We start from the raw sequence: 20,009 nt of genomic DNA, 5'->3' as shown, positions 1-20,009 counted from the left end.
GCAAACCTTATTCGATATTCAGCAATGCTTGGGAAATCAGGGTTTCTCAAGCGACCACAGGTCGCTTTCGATGCTTTCGAACCTTTCTTTAAGGAGCGTCTGCGAATCGAAAATCGCCCTGTTGTAATAGTGCGGAGCCACTTCGGTGGTGAACAGCTCAAGAATCTCGGCGACCTCGAACGAGCCCAGCTTGAGCTCGAAGCGATCTTCCATGAAGCGTTTGATCTTGAGGGTAGCCTCACTTTCCTGCTCAGGCGTGAGGTTCAAGATCGGCAGCTTCGGCTTCCTGGCCATTTACCAGCGCCCGTCCCACGCGGCGAAGTTCTGCAGCAATTGCAGGCCATGGGTATGGCTCTTCTCCGGGTGGAACTGCACGGCAAAACGCGAACCTTCGGCCAACGCTGCGGCGAAGTCGACGCCGTAGTGCCCGCCACCCACCACCTGGCCCGGCTTACCGGCGGCGATGTAGTAGCTGTGCACGAAATAGAAACGCGCCAGGTCCGGGATGTCGTGCCAGAGCGGGTGATCCACCGTCTGACTGACTTCGTTCCAGCCCATATGCGGCACTTTCAGGTGGGCGCCATCTTCGTGCAGGTCCTTGCCGAAGAACTTCACCTGGCCAGGGAACAGGCCGATGCAGTCGACGCCGTCGTTCTCTTCACTGCGGTCGAGCAAGGCTTGCATGCCCACGCAGATGCCGAGGAACGGGCGATCCTGGCTGACTTCGCGCACCAGGCTATCAAAGCCCAGACGGCGGATCTCGGCCATGCAATCGCGAATCGCGCCGACACCGGGGAACACCACGCGGTCAGCTTCGCGAATCACGTTGGCATCGCTGGTGATCAGCACCTTGCCGGCACCTACGTGTTCGAGGGCCTTGGCCACCGAGTGCAGGTTACCCATGCCGTAATCGATAACCGCGACCGTCTGCATTACAGAACGCCCTTGGTCGAGGGCATTTGCCCGGCCATGCGGTCATCCAGCTCTACAGCCATGCGCAGCGCGCGGCCGAAAGCCTTGAACACGGTTTCGATTTGGTGGTGGGTGTTGGTGCCGCGCAAGTTGTCGATATGCAGGCTGACGAGCGCGTGGTTGACGAAACCCTGGAAAAATTCCTGGAACAGGTCGACGTCGAAGCCGCGCCCCACGTTGGCACGGGTGTACGGCACGTGCATCTGCAAGCCTGGGCGGCCGGAGAAGTCGATGACCACTCGCGACAGCGCTTCGTCCAGCGGGACATAGGCGTGACCGTAGCGACGGATGCCTTTTTTGTCGCCGATGGCCTTGGCAAATGCCTGGCCGAGGGTGATGCCTACGTCTTCCACCATGTGGTGGTCGTCGATGTGCAGGTCGCCCTTGCCTTCGATATCCAGGTCGATCAGCCCGTGACGGGCGATCTGGTCCAGCATGTGCTCAAGAAAAGGTACACCGATATCAAATCGGGCCTTTCCGGTGCCATCCAGGTTGATCGAGGCTTTGATCTGGGTTTCCAGAGTGTCGCGCTCGACGGACGCCTTACGTTCGGCCATCACCAGCTCCGCAAAATCATTGGGCGAAAAAGGCAGCCATTATAGGGGCGCGGGCGCTAAACAGAAACATCGAAGGGGATAAGACTGACGAGTTGAAGTGGGGGGTGTCGGGGATAGACATGTGCATACAAGTGCGAATCCACTTATGAAAACTCTGCACAGCCAATGTGGAAGGGGGCTTGCTTCCGATGGCGGCGGCTCAGTCGCCTAGTGGCTGACTGATCTGACGCTATCGGGAGCAAGCCCCCTCCCACATTGGTTTGCGGTGTTAGTGGAACAGTACCGCCGTCTTCTGCAGGGTCACCCACACACCCCACGCCAACGGAATACCCACCACCAGCCAGGCCGCAATGGCCAATGGCACCGTACCGGGGGCTGCTTTCCACTCCAGGGAAGTGGTGGCATCCGCGCCCTTGTCATGGCCCAGCGCCTGTTCGGCAGCCAGTTCGGCGTCGGTCATGAAGTACTTGTCGGCCACCGGACGTACCAGCATGTTGCAGATAAAGCCCAACACCAGCAGGCCGGCGAGGATGTACAAGGTGATGTCATAGGCCGCAGCGCGTTCAACGCCGATGCTCAGTTGATACTCACGCAGGTAGTTCACCAACACCGGGCCCAATACGCCCGCAGCAGCCCAAGCGGTCAGCAGGCGACCGTGGATCGCGCCGACCATCTGGGTGCCGAACAGGTCGGCCAGGTAAGCCGGAACGGTGGCAAAACCACCGCCGTACATCGACAGGATGATGCAGAACGCGGCCACGAACAGCGCCACGTTGCCCAGGTGCCCCAGGTTCGGGATCAGCGCGTAGAGGGCAAAGCCCAGGGCGAAGAACACGAAGTAGGTATTTTTACGGCCCAGGTAGTCGGAGAACGACGCCCAGAAGAACCGGCCGCCGATGTTGAACAAGCTCAACAGACCGGTGAAACCCGCGGCGATCGCGGCGATCGACGCCAGTTGCCCGGCATCCAGTTGACCGAACGGCACATCAACACCCAGTAGCTTGCCACCGAACACTTCCTGCAGCAGCGGCGAAGCCATGCCGAGGATGCCGATACCGGCCGATACGTTCAGGCACAACACCAGCCATACCAGACGGAATTGCGGGGTTTTCCACGCCACGCTCACATGCACGTGACGGTGGGTGATCATCGCATTGCTGGCTTTTTTCGCCGGCGCGGTCCAGCCCTCAGGCTTCCAGCCGGTCGGTGGCACGCGATAAGACAGCGCACCGCCGATCATGAACACGAAGTAGATCGCGGCCATCACCAGGAAGCTCTGCCAGACGCCCACGCTGGTCGGCGAAGCGAAGTGACCCATCAGCGCTGCCGCCAAGGGCGCACCAACCATCGCGCCGCCACCGAAACCCATGATCGCCATACCGGTGGCCATGCCACGCTTGTCCGGGAACCACTTGATCAAGGTCGACACGGGCGAGATATAGCCCAGGCCCAGGCCGATGCCGCCAATGACGCCGGAACCGATCCACATCAGCCAGATCTGGTGGGTGTAAATACCCAATGCCGAGATCAACAGGCCGCCGCACCAGCACAACGCCGATACAACACCCGCCTTACGAGGCCCGGCATGTTCCAGCCAGCCGCCCCAGATCGCTGCCGAGCAGCCCAGGAAAATGAAGAACAGGGTGTAGATCCAGCCCAGCATGGAGATGGGCCAGTCGCATTGGGACGAGAAGACTTGGGCGATAAAGCTCATGTCTGGCGCGCAGGCAACGGGCTTGGTGATACCCAGCGCCTTGGACAGCGGCAGCCAGAACACCGAAAAACCATAGGCCATGCCGATGCAGAGATGGATGGCCAGGGCGGCCGGTGGAACCAGCCAGCGGTTGAACCCGGGCTTGGCGATGATGCGCTCCTTGGACAGGAACGCAGGCTGTGCGGCGGTAGAACCGGCCGCAGTGCTAGTGCTCATTGGTGTTTCCCCCAGTTATTAGTATGCGTCCGTCAGGCGCTCTCTCCCTCGGCCTTGCACGCAGAGCGTGGCCGTTTTTGATGAGTGAAGCTCCATTTTGGCGCGACGATACGTCGCAGAAGGCGGACGAACACGCAGAGATTAGCACCTGCGGATGACGGAAAAACCAAACTGATATCACTTTTTTCAGGAAATTCTCTTTTTTTGACGCCAGAATCCCGCTACCTGGCCCGCGGATACAATGTAACGATCGGTGACCTGACGCCGGTCATCGGGCGTTATACTCTGCGGCTAAATTTTAAAATCGACATACAAGGACTCGCCCATGAAAGCGTTCGGCAAAATCCTGGGTCTGGTACTTCTCGGGCTGTTGCTGATCATTGTGGCTCTGGGCTTCGCCCTGACCCATCTTTTCGATCCCAACGACTACAAAGAAGAGATTCGCCAGATTGCCCGCGACAAGGCCCACATCGAGCTGACGCTCAATGGCGATATCGGTTGGAGCCTGTTCCCCTGGCTCGGCCTTGAACTGCACGAAGCCAGCGTAGCGACCCTGACCACCCCGACCCAGCCCTTCGCCGACCTTCAGATGCTCGGCCTGTCAGTACGCGTATTGCCGCTGCTGCGCCGCGAAGTGCAGATGAGCGACGTGCGTGTCGAAGGCCTCAACCTGCGCCTCAACCGCGACAAGCAGGGTCACGGCAACTGGGAAGACATCGGCAAGACTGCACCGGTAGCCACCACCGATACGCCCACCACGCCGCCCCCGGCGCAACCGTCACCCGAAGCTAAGCCAGAGAAGCCGGCCCAGCCGATCCGCCTGGATATCGACAGCCTGACGGTCAACAACGCCCGCATCGAATACAACGATGAGCAGACCGGCAAGCAGTTCAGCGCCGAGAGCATCCAGTTGAGCGCCGGTGCCGTGCACGAAGGCGCCAGCATTCCGGTGAAGCTCACCGCCTTCTTCGGCAGCAACCAGCCGGTAATGCGCGTCAAGACCGAACTCAACGGCAATCTGCGCATTCAGCGCGCCCTCAAGCGCTACCAGTTCGAAGACATGCGTATCAGCGGCGAAGCCACTGGCGAGCCGCTGCAAGGCAAGACCGTGACCTTCTCCACCCAGGGTCAGTTGCTGGTGGACCAAGCGGCCAACATTGCCGAATGGACCAACCTGAAACTGTCGGCCAACCAACTGCGCGCCTTGGGCGAGCTGAAGGTCAATGACCTGGACAAGACCCCACAGCTCAGCGGCGCCCTGTCCATCGCCCAGTTCGACTTGGCCAAGTTCCTCGACAGCGTCGGCAGCCCACTGCCACCGATGGCCGAGGGCAGCCTGAGCAAAGTCGAACTGGTCAGCCGCCTCAAGGGCACGCCAACCAGCCTGGCCCTGGAAGACCTGAACCTGAAGCTCGACGGCAGCACCTTCACCGGCCGCGTCGCCGTGGACGATTTCGCCAAACAGTCGCTTCGCGTGCAACTCAAGGGCGACAGCTTCAACGCCGATAACTACCTGCCGGCGAAGTCCGAATCTGCCAAGGGCGCAACCGCCGCCCGCCAAGCCGAAGTGCAGAACAGCGAAGCCGGCGCCATGGCTGCCGGCGGCACCACACCGCTACCGGATGCGCCTACCAAAGGCGCCTGGAGCACCGACAAGCTGCTGCCTCTGGCGCACCTGCGCAAACTGGATGTCGATGCTGATCTCGCCTTCGGCCAACTGACCTTGAGCAAATTGCCGATCCAGAATGCCGTGCTCAAAGCGTCCGGCATCGACGGCCAACTCAAGCTCGACACCCTGAGTGGCGGCCTCTACAACGGCAGCTTCCAAGCCAACGGCACACTCGATGTGCGCCAGGATATTCCAGTGCTGGCACTGCAAAGCCGGATCAAGCAAGTGCCGGTCGAACGCATCCTGCAGGCCCAGGGGCAAACCCCACCCGTGAAGGGCCAGGTCACCCTCGACAGCAACCTCAGCGGCCGTGGCAATAGCCAAAAGGCGCTGATCGACAGCCTCAACGGCACCGCCAGCTTTGTGATCAACAACGGTGTGCTGCTCAATGCCAACCTTGAACAGCAGCTGTGTACAGGCATCGCCATGCTCAATCGCAAGACCCTGAGCGGCGAACAGCGGGGCAAAGACACGCCTTTCCAAGAGCTGAAGGGCAACCTGACCTTCCGTAATGGCGTGGCCAATAACCCTGACCTGAAAGTGCGCATTCCGGGCCTGGCCGTCAACGGCAACGGTGACATCGACCTGCGCGTGCTGGGCATGGACTACCGCGTCGGCATCATCGTCGAAGGCGACCAGCGCGAAGTGCCGGATCCGGCCTGCGAAGTGGGCTCCAACTTCCGCAACATCGAAGTACCGCTGCGCTGCCGCGGCCCGCTGGAATTGGGTGCCAAGGCGTGCCGCCTGGATAAAGATGGCTTGAGCCAAGTCGCGATCAAGGCGGCCGGTAACAAGCTCAGCGAGAAGCTGGAAGAGAAGCTCGACAAGGTAAACCCGCAATTGAAAGATGCATTAAAGGGCCTGTTCAAGCGATGAGAAACGAGCAGTTTTCACAGGCGGTGCTGGACTGGTACGACCGCCACGGTCGCCATGACCTGCCCTGGCAACAGGGCATCACGCCTTACCGGGTATGGGTCTCGGAGATCATGCTGCAACAGACTCAGGTGAGCACCGTGCTCAATTACTTCGACCGTTTTATGGCGTCTTTGCCAACGGTCGAAGCTCTGGCCGCCGCACCGGAAGATGAAGTGCTGCACCTGTGGACTGGCCTTGGCTACTACACCCGGGCGCGCAACCTGCAAAAGACTGCGAAGATCATCGTGGCCCAGTACGGCGGCGAATTTCCCAAGGATGTCGAAAAGCTCACTGACCTGCCCGGCATCGGCCTGTCCACCGCCGGCGCAATCGCCAGCCTGAGCATGGGCCTGCGCGCACCTATCCTCGACGGCAACGTCAAGCGCGTGCTGGCGCGCTTTACTGCACAAGAGGGTTACCCAGGCGAGCCGAAGGTGGCCAAGCAGTTGTGGGCCACTGCAGAGCGCTTCACGCCCCATGATCGCGTTAACGCCTACACCCAGGCGATGATGGACATGGGCGCCACCCTGTGCACGCGCAGCAAACCCAGCTGCCTGCTATGTCCGCTGGAAAAGGGCTGCGAAGCCCACATGCTCGGCCTTGAAACACGCTACCCGATTCCCAAGCCGCGCAAGGCCGTCCCGCAAAAGCGCACGCTGATGCCGATGCTGGCCAACGCCGAGGGCGCGATCCTGCTTTACCGCCGCCCTTCCACAGGTTTGTGGGGCGGTTTGTGGAGCCTGCCCGAGTTAGACGACCTGCAAGACCTCGAACACTTGGCCACACAACACGCACTCGAACTGGGCAAGCACCAGGAACTGCCAGGGCTGATCCACACGTTCAGCCACTTTCAACTGGCTATCGAACCCTGGCTGGTCCAGGTCGAGGAATCCGCCCATCACGTGGCCGAGGCCGACTGGCTCTGGTATAACCTCGCCACCCCGCCGCGCCTGGGCCTTGCCGCCCCGGTAAAGAAACTGCTGAAGCGCGCGGCTGAAGTATTGAACGCTGGAGTGTCGTCATGACCCGCACCGTAATGTGCCGCAAGTACAAAGAAGAACTGCCAGCCCTGGAGCGCCCTCCGTACCCAGGTGCCAAGGGCCAGGACATCTACGATCACGTCTCTGCCAAAGCCTGGGGCGACTGGCTTAAACACCAGACCCTGCTGATCAACGAAAAACGCCTGAACATGATGAACGCAGAAGATCGTAAATACCTTGCGGGCGAGATGGACAAGTTCTTTTCCGGCGAGGATTACGCCAAGGCCGACGGGTACGTACCACCTGCTCAATAATTGATCAAAAACCGGGGTCGGCACGTAAGCGACGGTAATAATTAAATATTTTTTGAAAACTTGCTTGACGACCCCCTGAAAAACCAGTTTAATGCGCCCCGTTGCCCAGATAGCTCAGTCGGTAGAGCAGGGGATTGAAAATCCCCGTGTCGGCGGTTCGATTCCGTCTCTGGGCACCACTAATTAGTTTCAGGTGGTGCAAACGTCATCTGAAATACACAAGAAACCCGCCAAGTGCGGGTTTTTTGTTGCCCAGGATTTAACCTCCTAACCCGCCTCTTCGTTACGCCGCGCACTAGTAGCGCTATGATATGATTCAAAATGTGCCAAGGTAGGCGATTAACAGTATGCGGATGCATCCCTCCTGTAACCCGTCAGCCAATGCCACCTAGTATCGGAGTAGGCAACGACGGCGGATCCTGTATCCCCACGAGCCTCCCTCTACACGCTGCAGCCTCTCTCCCCCACCTCAACACAGCCCAGGGTCACGCCCAAGCGGTGAGGGAGCGCACGCAAGCACAGCGGCACAAGGACACATCATCCGGCGATGCGCAGCCCAGCGTATCGCTTACTCATACGGGCACATGGAGAAACAAATGGCATACACATCGATCATTTTCAAAAACCCGAATACGGGCGCGATGAAGGAAGCTCCAGTCGGTTTTTCGTGGACAACCTTCTTTTTCGGTTGCTTCCCGGCACTGTTTCGCGGCGACGTGAAATATGGCGTGATCCAGTTCGTCATTGCGATGGTGACCATGGGCCTTAGCAACATCGTCTTTGCGTTCATCTACAACAAGCTCTACATCAAGGATCTCATCGGCCAAGGCTTCAAGGCTCAATCCATTGCCAGTGGCGATATGAACTTCGCGTCGGCGAAGATCGGCATGCAGATCCCACAGCTGGAAGCCGCGTAATCGAAGGCGGAAACCGTATCCGACAAAAAGCCTGCTGAATGCAGGCTTTTTGCTGACCGGCTGACTCACTGCAACAAGAACACCAGCAACGGATTGTCGTTCAATCGTCCTTCAAAGTCGGGAGGCTGATGCTCCAGCGACGTCCCCGCCAGCAGTGCGACCTCCTTGCGCGCCACGACCACCCAGGCTGGCCGATGCACATGAGCTAATTGTTCAAGCTCATGACCACCAATGAACACCGGTTGCTCGTCGTGATCCAGGTTCATCATGTAACGCACCGCCCAGGTATCCCGACCGAGGTCGATAAACACCAGCGGGCCCGGCCGCGTGGCACGTAGCGCTTCAACCTGGCTGACAAACTGCCGGGTATCGAACTGTAAGTCCTTGGCCGGCTCCACCACGACCACCAGCAGCAACCACTGCGCCACCAACGCAATCAAGCTGAGCGACACCAGCCGCGCGATGCGCCGCCAGGCGATCAACGCAGCGACTTGCAGCACCACCAGCACGCCCACCCACAACGGCAGCGAAACGTCTGGCCAGTAACCGTGCTTTTGCCACCCATGCCGACAGACAAATACTACAACCACACACAACGTCGGTAGCGCCGCGACAAGCCCCTCATAGCATCGACGCACGCCCACAAGCCAGCCTTGCGCCTGGAGGAGCCCATAGGCCGCGACAGCCGCAAACATCGGCACCATGGGCAGGATGTAATAGGCGCGCTTGAAGTGCGGCATCGACAACCCAATCAAAATCATCAGGCCGCAAGCACCTAGCCGCACAACCAATTGCACGGGCTCATCAAACCGTTCACGCCAGCGATAACGCAACGCAACCAGCGTGGCCAGCGCCAACGGCACCACAGGGAAGTAACGGTACAAACTCAGTTGAAGATAGAAATAGAACGGCTCGCCACTTTCATCCAGGCGCCCGCCCACCTGCATCCTGAAAACCTCTTCGGCGAACCCATCACCACCACTGACGCGCGCCAGCTTTATCAGCAGCCACCAACAGACCGCCAACAACGCCAGACCAACCAGGCCGTGAATCAGCACCTGCCTGACCCGTTGCCCCGGATTACCAAGCGCCCAATACACACACACCACGCCGCAGACCTCAATCAACCCCAATGGCCCACGTATGGCGAAGCCGAAGATGAACAGCGGGAACACCGCCAACTGCCTCAATCGCGAGCCCAGGCGCTCGCCACTGTGCAGCAGGTAGAAACTGCCAACGCAGAGCAAAGCCACCATCTGATCCAGGCAAACCGAACGGGACTTTTCCAGCAGTTGAGTGGTGAGCAGTGTCAACAAAACGGAGAGCAGCGCCCACTGCCGACTCGCAGGGACCAGCAGACGATAGAGCAGCGCAATCACCCCAGCAGACGCCAGTGCGGTGGGCAGTACGTTCGCCAGGTGATTGGGCGCACCGAATAACCGGGCAAACACAAAACTGAAGAAGGTAGCGGTGCCAGGGTAGTCCGCGTAGGGCTGACCGTAGGTAGTGGGAAAAAGGCTCGCGCCATGGCGAAACATTTCTTGCAGGAACAGCGCCCAACGTCCGTCAAATCCCTGGGGCTGTTGATCCCAGATCCCCAGGGTAAAGAGCAGCAAGGCAAACAGGAAAATGCCCAGGGATTCCAGGCGAAAAAGGTTGCGTTGATCCATCGGTAGGCCTGTCAGGTGAGGAGCGCTGACTTAATGGTGCCGAGCACGCCCCTGAACATCGCCTGAACAGACCTGAACATTCACCCAGCTACCGACCTGCGGGCCACACCGCCCATGGGATCAGGCGCACGTAGATCAACTCAGCCACCAACTCGACCAAGGTCTGCAGGATCACCGCCGTGGCGGCCAACCCCCGCACGTCTTCAGGCAGGGCCAGCGCCAGGGGCAATACCACCAGCGAATTGCGCGTGGATGCGCTGAACGTCACCGCCCGCGCCGTGACCGCCGGCAGCGCGAACAGCCGCGCCGCCAGCATCCCCATCAGCGGCGCCAGCAGCACAAAGCCCAGATAGACCGGAATCACTGGCACCAACAGGCCGATATCGCGCACCACCGAGGTGACTTGCGAGCCGATCACCACGAACAGCACCAGCGCCATGGCGGGTACCGGCAACCAGGCCCAGGCGTTATTCCACGCATTGATAATTGCGTAGCGCCGCGCCAGGGACGTCGTGAGCACCGCCAGCACCATCGGCACCACGATCAACTCTACAAAGGCTTGAACAAACGGTCCCACCGCAACCACTACTTCGGACTGCGCGCCCAGCATAAACCCCAGGTACACCGGCAACAGCGCCAGCTGCAGTAACAACAGCACCGGCGTCGCCGCCAGCATCAACCGCGAATCGCCTTTGCCGATATGGGTAAACACCACCACATAATCGATGCACGGCGTCAGCAACACCAACAACGCGCCCACCAGCAACGCCGGGCGCTCCACCAGGCCACGGGTCAATGCCCACACCAGCAGCGGCACCAGAATGAAATTGGCCAACAACAACGCCGACAGGAAGCGCTTGTGGCTCAAGCCCTCGCGCAAGTCCAGAAAGGGGATTTGCAGGAACATCGCGTACATAAGCACTGCGATGACGGGGGTGATCAATACGTTGAGGTTGTGGGCTGATTGGGGCGCGAACAGGCCGACGACGGCAGCCAGCAGGATGGCGACAAAGTAGATTGGGATCTGGTTATGTTCGAGGGTGTCGCGGGACATGAAGGCGCTCGAGAAAATTGTGAAGGCACCAGCTTATGCGCCTACTGGCGCAGGGTCGACCCGTACTACCCGTTCACAACAACCGCAGAAGCCATGAACGTGAACGACGCGCCAACGCCGCCAATTCTGAGGATGCCCTTGGGATTTCCTCCAACCTGCGCTTCAATACCCCACCCAGATCCAGAACCTTAGGATGTCGAGCCCATGGCTTCGCCGAACAAGCAGCAAAAACGTGCCCAGCGGGCAAAGACCAAGGCTAAGCAAAACCGCACTCAGCGCGCCGTAGCGACCAAGCCGGATGCGTTTGCAGGCGATGACAGTCGCATTGACCTAGAGTCGGTCGATTTGACTGAGCTGTTTGAGGAGATGCGCGTCGCTGGCGAGACCAGCCAACAGGCGTTGTGCGCGGCATTCCTGGCCCACCCGCTGCTGGCGCTGGTGCTGGAACAGGAAGGTGAAGAAGAAGCCACCGACTTCATCCTGGCAGCGCTGATCGAATATCGGCAGTGGGCCACGGACAGCGACGATGAAGCCGCCGCACTGGCGTGGGTCGAGTCGCCGCAGTTCCAGGCGGATTACGTCGCCGCATCCCAGGCGCTGGTGACTTCCCAGGACTGACGCAAAACAAAATGTAAGAGGGGGCTTGCCCCCGACAGCGTGTTTTCAGTCAATTAGATGTCGACTGACGCACCGCTATCGGGAGCAAGCCCCCTCCCACATTGGGACTGCGGTCAGTTAAGCACCGCAGCGCCTGCTCTCTGCGCCTTGCGACGGCTCGACACAAACAACCCCGCCGCCACTACCAGCAAGCTTAGAACGCCGGTCGCGATAATCTCGACCCGGTGCGCTTCCTGGAACAGCATGATCGTCAGCGTCCCCACGATAAACACCATCACCGCGTAGGTCAGGCCAGGGAACAGCCACATCTTGAAGACGATTTTCTCGCCCGCCGCCGTACGCTTCTGACGCATGCGCAGTTGCGACACAGCGATAACGAGGTACACCAGCAACGCGATAGCGCCGGAGCTGGCCAGCAGGAATTCGAACACCGCAGCAGGTGCCACATAGTTGGCAAAGACCGCCAGGAACGCAGCACCGGTAGACAGCAACACAGCCCAGTAAGGCGTGCCGCTCTTATTAGTGCGCTTGGCCACTGCCGGAGCGTCACCGCGACGGCCCAGGGAGAACAGCATGCGCGACGCGGTGTACAGCGCCGAGTTCAGGCAGCTAGTCACGGCAACCAGCACCACCAGATCGACGATCAGCTTGGCATTCGGGATGCCCATGCGTTCCAGCACGGTCTGGTAGGAACCTACCGCCGCCAGTGTCGGATCGTTCCACGGCACCAGGGACACGACGATGAAAATCGACAACAGGTAGAACAAACCAATCCGCCAGATCACCGAGTTGGTGGCCTTGGTGATTTGCTGGCCTGGGTTCTTCGATTCCGCCGCGGCGATGGTGACGATCTCGGTACCCATGAACGAGAACATGGTGGTCAGGATGGCCGCCAGTACTGCGCCCATGCCGTTGGGCATAAAGCCTTGGGTGTCGAACAGGTGCGAAACGCCGCTGACCTGGCTGGTCGGCAGGAAGCCGAAAATCGCCGCCAAGCCGAGGATCACAAAACCCACGATCGCTACGACTTTGATCAGCGCAAACCAAAACTCGAACTCACCGTAGTTCTTCACGCTGAACAGATTGGTCGCGGTCAGCAGCAACGTGATGATCAGCGTGAAGGCCCAGATGGCCACATCAGGGAACCAAGCGTGGAGGATGGTCGCAGCAGCGTTGGCTTCCAACGGAATCACCAACACCCAGAACCACCAGTACAGCCAGCCAATGGTGAAACCGGCCCAGTGACCAATCGCACGGTCGGCGTAGGTGGAAAACGAACCGGTGTCCGGCGAGGCAACGGCCATTTCGGCCAGCATGCGCATCACCAATACCACCAGCGTACCCGCAGCGGCATACGCCAGCAGTACGGCCGGGCCGGCGGCAGCAATCGCGTGGCCGGAGCCAACAAACAAACCGGCACCAATAACGCCGGCAATCGACAGCATGGTGACGTGACGCGGTTTGAGCCCCTGTTCGAGGTCATTGGAGCTTTGCGTACTACTCATTGACACACCTTTGCGAGGAATTGCGAAAACGGTCCACCCGGCCTGGTGTCTTCTTCGTGAAAAGAAACCAACAGGGCGTTCTTTATTTTTTACGCAAGATTTGCGCCAAAATGTTACGAAGTCGCAATTGACGCGGGCTGTAGGACGATTCGACAGTCGTCGCAAGTCATTGAGAACAATGGCATTCCGCTATAGCGTTACCGTGCGACTCACATTCAAGACGAACAAGCGCACCAAAAACACACACAAAAAGTACGTGACGCGCCATAAAGGGGCCGATGGGTACCGTTTGCCCGTTTAACCCTTCCAACACCCGGCCAAAGCTGGCACCATCGCGCCCTTTTTTACGCAAAGCCTGCGGTTTATCGGGTTCAAACGGTTGTTCGGTTGTTGAGGGCGCGACACGCTGCTGTGCCGATGCGACACCCTGCCGCACACGCCCCATTTACCGCCGGCCACGCTGTTGGCTGCCATCAAGACGCTATGCTAGCTTGGCGCCTCGCCAGGAAGGCGGCCCAACAGCAGGAATGCAATGAACACAATGAGGACCGCACATGGCCGAGGCCACGCCCGCGCTTGAAATCCGCAACTTGCACAAACGCTATGGTGAGCTGGAGGTACTCAAAGGTATCTCGCTGACCGCTCGCGACGGCGATGTGATCTCGATCCTGGGTTCCTCCGGTTCCGGCAAGTCCACGTTCCTGCGCTGCATCAACCTCCTGGAAAACCCACACCAGGGCCAGATCCTGGTGGCCGGCGAAGAACTCAAGCTGAAGGCCGCGAAAAACGGCGAACTGATGGCCGCCGACGGCAAGCAGATCAACCGCTTGCGCAGCGAAATCGGTTTTGTATTTCAAAACTTTAACCTGTGGCCACACATGAGCATCCTCGACAACATCATCGAGGCCCCCCGCCGTGTGCTCGGCCAGAGCAAGGCCGAGGCAATAGAAGTGGCCGAGGCCCTGCTGGACAAGGTCGGCATCGCCGACAAGCGCCACGCCTACCCGGCGCAATTGTCCGGCGGCCAGCAACAACGGGCAGCCATCGCGCGTACCCTGGCGATGCAGCCCAAAGTCATCCTGTTCGACGAACCCACTTCTGCCCTTGACCCGGAAATGGTTCAGGAAGTACTTAATGTGATCCGCGCGCTGGCCGAAGAGGGCCGCACCATGCTGCTGGTCACCCATGAAATGGGCTTCGCCCGCCAAGTGTCCAGTGAAGTGGTGTTCCTCCACCAAGGCCTGATCGAAGAGCAAGGATCGCCACAGCAGGTGTTTGAAAACCCGCTTTCGGCGCGCTGCAAACAATTCATGTCCAGCAACCGCTAACGGAGCAACATGCATGCAGAACTATAAAAAATTCCTTCTGGCCGCGGCCGTCTCGATGGCGTTCAGCGCCACGGCCATGGCAGAAACCTTGAAGATGGGGATCGAAGCGGCTTACCCACCTTTCAACAATAAAGACGCCAGCGGCAACGTCGTCGGCTTCGACAAAGACATCGGCGATGCCCTGTGCGCCAAGATGAAAGTCGAAAAGTGCGAAGTGTATGTGTCCGACTGGGACGGCATTATCCCGGCCCTGAACTCCAAGAAGTTCGACTTCCTGGTGTCCTCACTGTCCATCACCGATGAACGCAAGCAAGCCGTCGACTTCACTGACCCGTACTACTCCAACAAGCTGCAGTTCATCGCACCTAAAGCCACTGCGGACTTCAAAACTGACGCCGAGTACCTGAAGGGCAAAGTCATCGGTGCACAGCGTGCAACCCTGGCCGGTACCTATCTGGAAGACAAGCTGCCGGACACCGAAGCCAAGCTGTACGACACCCAGGAAAACGCCTACCTCGACCTGACGTCCGGCCGCCTCGACGGCATCCTCGCCGACAAGTACGTGCAGTACGAATGGCTCAAGAGCAAAGACGGTTCCGCCTACGAGTTCAAGGGCGACCCGGTTGTAGAAAGCGACAAGATCGGTATCGCCGTGCGCAAGGGCGACCCACTGCGCGAGCGCCTGAACAAAGCCCTGGCAGAGATCAAGGCAGACGGCACCTACAAGAAGATCAACGACAAGTACTTCCCGTTCAGCATCGAATGACCTGAACGGTCTGCCCGACGCGCTCACTTGAGCGCGTCGGCTTCCAGCAATGCCTGCCGCGATATGAAAACACCATGAATTTCGATCTCTACGGATTCGGCCCCGCGCTCGCCGCCGGCGCGCTGATGACCGTCAAACTGGCGCTCACGGCGTTATGCCTGGGGCTGGTACTCGGCCTCGCCGGTGCCTTGGCCAAGACTTCACCGTACAAGCCGCTGCAATGGCTGGGCGGTACCTACTCGACAATCGTTCGCGGCGTGCCGGAACTGCTGTGGGTGTTGCTGATTTACTTCGGCACGATCAACGCCATGCGCTCACTGGGTGAGTTGCTCGACATTCCCGACCTGTCCCTCAGCGCCTTCGCCGCCGGCGTCATTGCGCTGGGGCTGTGTTTCGGTGCCTACGCCACCGAAGTACTGCGCGGCGCAATCATCTCCATCCCCAAGGGCCACCGCGAAGCCGGTGTGGCACTGGGTTTGTCGAAGTTCCGGATCTTTACCCGCTTGATCATGCCGCAGATGTGGCGCATCGCCCTGCCGGGGCTGGGCAATCTGTTCCTGATCCTGATGAAGGACACCGCGCTGGTCACGGTCATCGGTCTCGAAGAAATCATGCGCCACGCGCAGATCGCCGTAACCGTCACCAAACAGCCTTTCACCTTCTACCTGGTCGCCGCGTTCATTTACCTGGGCCTGACCTCACTGTCGATGGTGGCTATGCACTTCCTGGAAAAACGCGCCGCCCGCGGCTTCGTGAGGACGACGTAATGGAATGGGAAGTCATCATCAAGTGGCTGCCGAAGTTTATCCAGGGCGCCATCCTGACCCTGGAGCTGGTGAGCATTGCCGTGATCCTCGGTTTGATCCTGGCCATCCCGCTGGGTATCGCGCGCTCATCCAAGCGCTGGTATGTGCGCTCACTGCCCTACGCCTACATCTTTTTCTTCCGTGGCACGCCGCTGCTGGTGCAGTTGTTTCTGGTCTATTACGGCCTGGCCCAATTCGACAGCATCCGCTCAAGCTTCATGTGGAAGTACCTGCGCGACCCGTTCTGGTGTGCCACCGCCACCATGACACTGCACACCGCAGCGTATATCGCCGAGATCCTGCGCGGCGCCATCCAGGCCATTCCACCTGGGGAAATTGAAGCAGCCCGAGCGCTGGGCATGTCCAAGCCCAAAACGCTGTTCTATATCATCCTGCCCCGCGCGGCGCGCATCGGTTTGCCGGCCTATAGCAACGAAGTGATCCTGATGCTCAAGGCCAGTTCACTGGCGAGCACCGTGACCCTGCTGGAACTGACCGGCATGGCCCGCACGATCATTGCGCGCAACTACCTGACGGTGGAAATGTTCTTCACCGCCGGTGTGTTCTACCTATTGATCTCCTTCCTGCTGGTACGCGGCTTCAAACTGCTGGAACGCTGGCTGCGCGTCGATGCCTGCCAGGGACGTTGAAGCGCGCTTCCGGGCGCTGGATGCGTTTCTGATAGAGCATCAAGGGCTGTGGCGACCACGGCCCTTTACTCAGCGCCAGTTGCCTTGGGAAAACGAATACCCCGAACTGGCCCAGTGGCTGCGCCAACGATCGTTGGCCGATGCCGAAGCCAATCACAACCAGCCCCATGATCTGCTCGCCCCCGCACCTTTTCCACAGTTAGCATCGCAGGCGCTGCAACTCAGCACTGTGGATAAGTTACCCACGCAGCCCTTGCAACCAGCCGCGCACCGCCTGAATGTCGATGTGCCTGGCCGCAAATGGCAACAGATCGAAGCCTTCGGCGCGGCGCTGCAGTTTGCGCAAACACCCCGGCATTGGTTGGACTGGTGCGCCGGCAAAGGCCACCTTGGCCGCCGCCTGCTGCACACAGGCCAGCAGCTGACCTGCCTGGAATACGACCCGGCCTTGATCGCTTCGGGCCAAGCCTTGAGCGAGCACCACGGCCTGCCCGTCACCCATCGTCTGCAAGACGTGATGGCGGATGTAGCCATAAGCGCCGAACACACCCCCGTGGCCCTGCATGCCTGCGGCGACCTGCATGTACGCCTGCTGCAAGTGGCCAGCGCCGCCGGCTGCAAGCAACTGGCACTGGCGCCGTGCTGCTATAACCGCATCCAGGGGTATACCTACCAGCCGCTGTCCGACGCGGGCCGCGCTTCCACCTTGCTGTTGTCGCTCGACGACCTCGGCCTGCCCCTCAGCGAAACCGTCACCGCCGGCAAACGCGTGCGCCTGCAACGGGATACCTCCATGGCCCGGCGCCTCGGCTTCGATCAATTGCAACGCCTGTTACGCGGCTGCGACGAGTACCTGCCTACCCCGTCCCTGCCCACCCACTGGCTGGACAAACCCTTCGCTGACTACTGCCGTGAACTGGCACGCCTCAAAGGGTTATCCACAGGCGAACAAGACTGGGCGGCGTTGGAGGCCCATGGTTGGCAGCGCTTGGCCGAGGTCAGGAACCTGGAGTTGGTGCGTGGTCTGTTTCGGCGCCCGCTGGAGTTATGGCTGGTGCTGGATCGGGCACTGTTTCTCAGCGAACGTGGCTACAGGGTTGAGGTCGGCAGCTTTTGCGACCCGGCATTAACGCCGCGCAACTTGATGGTGCTCGCCGAGCGCGATTAAAGGGCGAAATTGTCGCACCCCAACCTGTGGATAACTCTGTTGATGAATTCGTTACAGACCCTGTAGCGCTCTACGCTGCGGACCAAAAGCCACGCTGTTCATTTTTTGTTCACACAATAAAACGCACGTAAAACAGGCAGTTGCACTGTGTTGAGAACCGCTCCACAAAATGGCTGTTTCATCACAACTGCATCCAACCGATTGTGCATAAGCATCTGGAGGTAAGCGTATAAACCGCGCTTTAAACGCGTTTTCTGCGAGCGATCAATAACCGGCAAAGGTCGGTGATATCGTCACCGGCCAGGCTCGTCGCCGTGTTGTCCAAAGGGTCCGTAGAAAAGGCCAAGCCTTCGCTGATCGCCGGATCACGGTGCACGACTTCCAGCGGGTACTCACCTCGGCGCAACTTGAAGGCGTCGAGCATTTCCAGGTTGAACGTCGAGTTTTCGTCCAGTTGGTTGATCACCAAGTGGCAACGCGGTGGACGCTCACGCTCAAGATGAGGCGCCAGCAACTCATCCAATTGGTCCAGGGTGCCGAGGCAAGCGGCATTCGGTTGGGCGACGACCAGCACGATGTCAGCCACGCTCAGTGCTTGATGGAGATAAACGTTGTCACCTGCGGGGGTATCGACGATGACTGTGTGCCGTTCACTCAGCCCCAATGCCGACAGGCGCTGGGTCAGCCACTTCGGCTCGCGCGTCAACCAGCGTTGCAGGTTTTCCTTTTGCTGGGTGTCAGTGTCGCCAAAGGGAATCACCTGGCAACCGGCAAAACCCGATTGCAGGATGGTCCTCCATGGCGCGTTGAGCAGACTACTGCGACCCACACCGGGTAGCTCATGATCAACACCAAAGTGCTGGCGCAAAGCATTCTGGGGATCCAGGTCCAATGCCACGACCGACTCACCCAGGCGCTGCAAACCGCTGCTCAGTGCCGTGGCCAGCGTACTGCGGCCAACACCACCATTGATGGACACCAGCGCCACTACCGTCGGGCGTAGCGTGGTCAGTGGCTCATTGTGATGATGTTCATTGGCGTGGGACGCATGAGTACTCATGCGCGAGCCATCTTTATGGTTCACCCGAGTGCCATCGTCGAAGGGAACGCTGCCGAAAAAATGCAGGCGAGCGTTTCTTCCCTTGGGATCACGGGAAACGCTCTTGCCGAACAGGGCAAATAGATCATCAGTGCGGCTCATGGCCGGAGCTCCTTCACGGCGCCATATAAAGACGTGAAAAGGTCGGCAAGGTATGGCTTCGCCGCAGGTCTTTTTGTAGGCGTTCTCATGGCTTCATTCTGTGACAGCGTTAAAGAAGTGTCATTATTTTGATGAAATTACCACCGCCCTTTCAGACGAGCGGAAAACAGCCAATTTACTGACGGATTTTTACTGCAATTCACTGGCAGTGATTTCATCGTGCCATTGTTTTTTACCCGCTATCACCGCACCATTGCCGCACCTTCAATGCTGCAAGCTTGGGTAATCGCAGTGGCGATACGCTTTAAATTCCCTCGGATTCTGTACGGCCTCGCCATCACGCTGTTGCTGGGTGGCGGCCTGCTGGGCGATTTGCTCGCCGACTGGGATTTCAGCCAAATCAGCCGCCGTGCCGAGTCGCTTTACGGGCCACTAGGCCCCGGGCGTCAGCGCATTGATGCATGGCAGCAATTGCTGTCAACGCAGAAGCAAGTGGGTGAGGCCGAGCAGCTCAAAGTGGTGAATCTGTTCTTCAACCGCCAGTTGCGCTACGAGGAAGACATCGACCTGTGGCACGAGATTGATTATTGGGCGACCCCTATTCAGTCCCTGTGGAAAGGCGCAGGCGACTGCGAAGACTACGCCATCGCCAAGTACTTCAGCCTGCGTCACTTGGGCGTCCCCGCCGAAAAACTGCGCATTACCTACGTTAAAGCGTTACGCCAGAATCGCGCGCACATGGTGCTGACGTACTATGCCAGCCCCGAAGCCATGCCCTTGGTACTGGACAGCCTGATGGACGCCATTTTGCCCGCCAGCCAGCGCGCGGATTTGCTGCCGGTGTACGCGTTCAACGGTGAAGGGCTGTGGTTGACCGGCGCGGCGGGCAACAAAAAAGTCGGTGACACCAAGCGCCTGTCACGTTGGCAGGATGTCTTGAAAAAAATGACCGCTGAAGGGTTTCCGGCCAGTTCGGATAATTAACAGGA

Annotated in this window: 19 protein-coding genes and 1 tRNA gene; 12 read left to right on the top strand and 8 right to left on the bottom strand. The window is 59.3% G+C overall.

What is annotated here, in order from left to right:
- Positions 1–36: 36 nt before the first annotated feature.
- The 4 genes from LRO94_RS02370 to LRO94_RS02355 all read right to left on the bottom strand — a co-directional run bounded on the left by LRO94_RS02370 (position 37) and on the right by LRO94_RS02355 (position 3,459).
- Positions 37–294 carry a DUF2164 domain-containing protein gene (locus tag LRO94_RS02370; RefSeq protein WP_032890124.1) on the bottom strand — a complete coding sequence of 86 codons (258 nt, stop codon included), beginning with the start codon at positions 292–294 and terminating at the stop codon, positions 37–39.
- A complete protein-coding gene (gene hisH / locus LRO94_RS02365) occupies positions 295–933 on the bottom strand; it encodes an imidazole glycerol phosphate synthase subunit HisH (protein ID WP_032890121.1) in 639 nt (212 codons plus the stop codon). It abuts the gene before it with no gap.
- On the bottom strand, positions 933–1,529 hold the full coding sequence (gene hisB, locus LRO94_RS02360; protein ID WP_028615365.1) for an imidazoleglycerol-phosphate dehydratase HisB: 597 nt from the start codon (positions 1,527–1,529) through the stop codon (positions 933–935). Before hisB ends, hisH begins: the two co-directional genes overlap by 1 nt.
- 268 nt (positions 1,530–1,797) lie before the next feature.
- Entirely contained in the window at positions 1,798–3,459 is a 1,662-nt protein-coding gene (locus tag LRO94_RS02355; RefSeq protein ID WP_032890119.1) for an OFA family MFS transporter, read from the bottom strand.
- 325 nt (positions 3,460–3,784) lie between these two features.
- Here LRO94_RS02355 and LRO94_RS02350 point away from each other — a divergent pair, with 325 nt between their 5' ends.
- From LRO94_RS02350 to LRO94_RS02330, 5 genes are all read left to right on the top strand, one after another.
- The gene (locus tag LRO94_RS02350) at positions 3,785–6,004 is read left to right on the top strand and encodes an AsmA family protein (protein WP_099601992.1); all 2,220 of its coding nucleotides are present in this window, start codon (positions 3,785–3,787) and stop codon (positions 6,002–6,004) included.
- Positions 6,001–7,068, top strand: coding sequence for an A/G-specific adenine glycosylase (gene mutY / locus LRO94_RS02345; protein WP_032890116.1), 1,068 nt, complete (start codon positions 6,001–6,003; stop codon positions 7,066–7,068). The genes LRO94_RS02350 and mutY overlap by 4 nt, the downstream gene beginning before the upstream one ends.
- Positions 7,065–7,337 carry an oxidative damage protection protein gene (locus tag LRO94_RS02340; RefSeq protein ID WP_095186157.1) on the top strand — a complete coding sequence of 91 codons (273 nt, stop codon included), beginning with the start codon at positions 7,065–7,067 and terminating at the stop codon, positions 7,335–7,337. The genes mutY and LRO94_RS02340 overlap by 4 nt, the downstream gene beginning before the upstream one ends.
- A 103-nt stretch (positions 7,338–7,440) precedes the next feature.
- Positions 7,441–7,516: transfer RNA gene (locus LRO94_RS02335), tRNA-Phe, on the top strand.
- Positions 7,517–7,933: 417 nt separating this feature from the next.
- Positions 7,934–8,254, top strand: coding sequence for a hypothetical protein (locus LRO94_RS02330; protein WP_095186158.1), 321 nt, complete (start codon positions 7,934–7,936; stop codon positions 8,252–8,254).
- Positions 8,255–8,319: 65 nt separating this feature from the next.
- Here the strand turns inward: LRO94_RS02330 and LRO94_RS02325 are convergent, their stop codons facing one another.
- The gene (locus LRO94_RS02325) at positions 8,320–9,924 is read right to left on the bottom strand and encodes a glycosyltransferase family 39 protein (RefSeq protein ID WP_179179651.1); all 1,605 of its coding nucleotides are present in this window, start codon (positions 9,922–9,924) and stop codon (positions 8,320–8,322) included.
- A gap of 88 nt (positions 9,925–10,012) precedes the next feature.
- A complete protein-coding gene (locus LRO94_RS02320) occupies positions 10,013–10,978 on the bottom strand; it encodes an arsenic resistance protein (protein ID WP_095186160.1) in 966 nt (321 codons plus the stop codon).
- A gap of 204 nt (positions 10,979–11,182) precedes the next feature.
- Between LRO94_RS02320 and LRO94_RS02315 the strand changes: the two genes are divergently transcribed.
- Positions 11,183–11,596, top strand: coding sequence for a hypothetical protein (locus tag LRO94_RS02315; protein ID WP_032890101.1), 414 nt, complete (start codon positions 11,183–11,185; stop codon positions 11,594–11,596).
- 113 nt (positions 11,597–11,709) lie between these two features.
- On the opposite strand, the gene gabP is transcribed toward LRO94_RS02315, so the two are convergent.
- Positions 11,710–13,101, bottom strand: coding sequence for a GABA permease (gabP, locus tag LRO94_RS02310; protein ID WP_095186161.1), 1,392 nt, complete (start codon positions 13,099–13,101; stop codon positions 11,710–11,712).
- 554 nt (positions 13,102–13,655) lie between these two features.
- On the opposite strand from gabP, the gene LRO94_RS02305 reads away from it, so the two are divergent.
- From LRO94_RS02305 to LRO94_RS02285, 5 genes are all read left to right on the top strand, one after another.
- Positions 13,656–14,429: an ABC transporter ATP-binding protein gene (locus tag LRO94_RS02305; protein WP_065925764.1), complete on the top strand. Its 774-nt coding sequence runs from the start codon at positions 13,656–13,658 to the stop codon at positions 14,427–14,429.
- A gap of 13 nt (positions 14,430–14,442) precedes the next feature.
- Positions 14,443–15,195: an ABC transporter substrate-binding protein gene (locus tag LRO94_RS02300; protein ID WP_032890096.1), complete on the top strand. Its 753-nt coding sequence runs from the start codon at positions 14,443–14,445 to the stop codon at positions 15,193–15,195.
- 74 nt (positions 15,196–15,269) lie between these two features.
- The gene (locus tag LRO94_RS02295; RefSeq protein ID WP_032890094.1) at positions 15,270–15,962 is read left to right on the top strand and encodes an ABC transporter permease; all 693 of its coding nucleotides are present in this window, start codon (positions 15,270–15,272) and stop codon (positions 15,960–15,962) included.
- On the top strand, positions 15,962–16,651 hold the full coding sequence (locus LRO94_RS02290) for an ABC transporter permease (RefSeq protein WP_032890091.1): 690 nt from the start codon (positions 15,962–15,964) through the stop codon (positions 16,649–16,651). The genes LRO94_RS02295 and LRO94_RS02290 overlap by 1 nt, the downstream gene beginning before the upstream one ends.
- Positions 16,632–17,819 (top strand): methyltransferase, encoded by a 1,188-nt coding sequence (locus tag LRO94_RS02285; RefSeq protein ID WP_179179652.1) that lies wholly within the window; start codon positions 16,632–16,634, stop codon positions 17,817–17,819. The genes LRO94_RS02290 and LRO94_RS02285 overlap by 20 nt, the downstream gene beginning before the upstream one ends.
- Before the next feature lie 241 nt (positions 17,820–18,060).
- Here the strand turns inward: LRO94_RS02285 and bcsQ are convergent, their stop codons facing one another.
- Positions 18,061–19,020 carry a cellulose biosynthesis protein BcsQ gene (gene bcsQ, locus LRO94_RS02280; RefSeq protein WP_122753808.1) on the bottom strand — a complete coding sequence of 320 codons (960 nt, stop codon included), beginning with the start codon at positions 19,018–19,020 and terminating at the stop codon, positions 18,061–18,063.
- A gap of 267 nt (positions 19,021–19,287) precedes the next feature.
- Between bcsQ and lapG the strand changes: the two genes are divergently transcribed.
- Positions 19,288–20,004 (top strand): cysteine protease LapG, encoded by a 717-nt coding sequence (lapG, locus tag LRO94_RS02275; protein ID WP_032890085.1) that lies wholly within the window; start codon positions 19,288–19,290, stop codon positions 20,002–20,004.
- Positions 20,005–20,009 lie beyond the last annotated feature (5 nt).

Source organism: Pseudomonas sivasensis (assembly GCF_021391435.1).
Classification (GTDB): domain Bacteria; phylum Pseudomonadota; class Gammaproteobacteria; order Pseudomonadales; family Pseudomonadaceae; genus Aquipseudomonas; species Aquipseudomonas sivasensis.
Note: the sequence above shows the minus strand (reverse complement) of the source record. Positions and strands in the feature narration are given on the sequence as shown.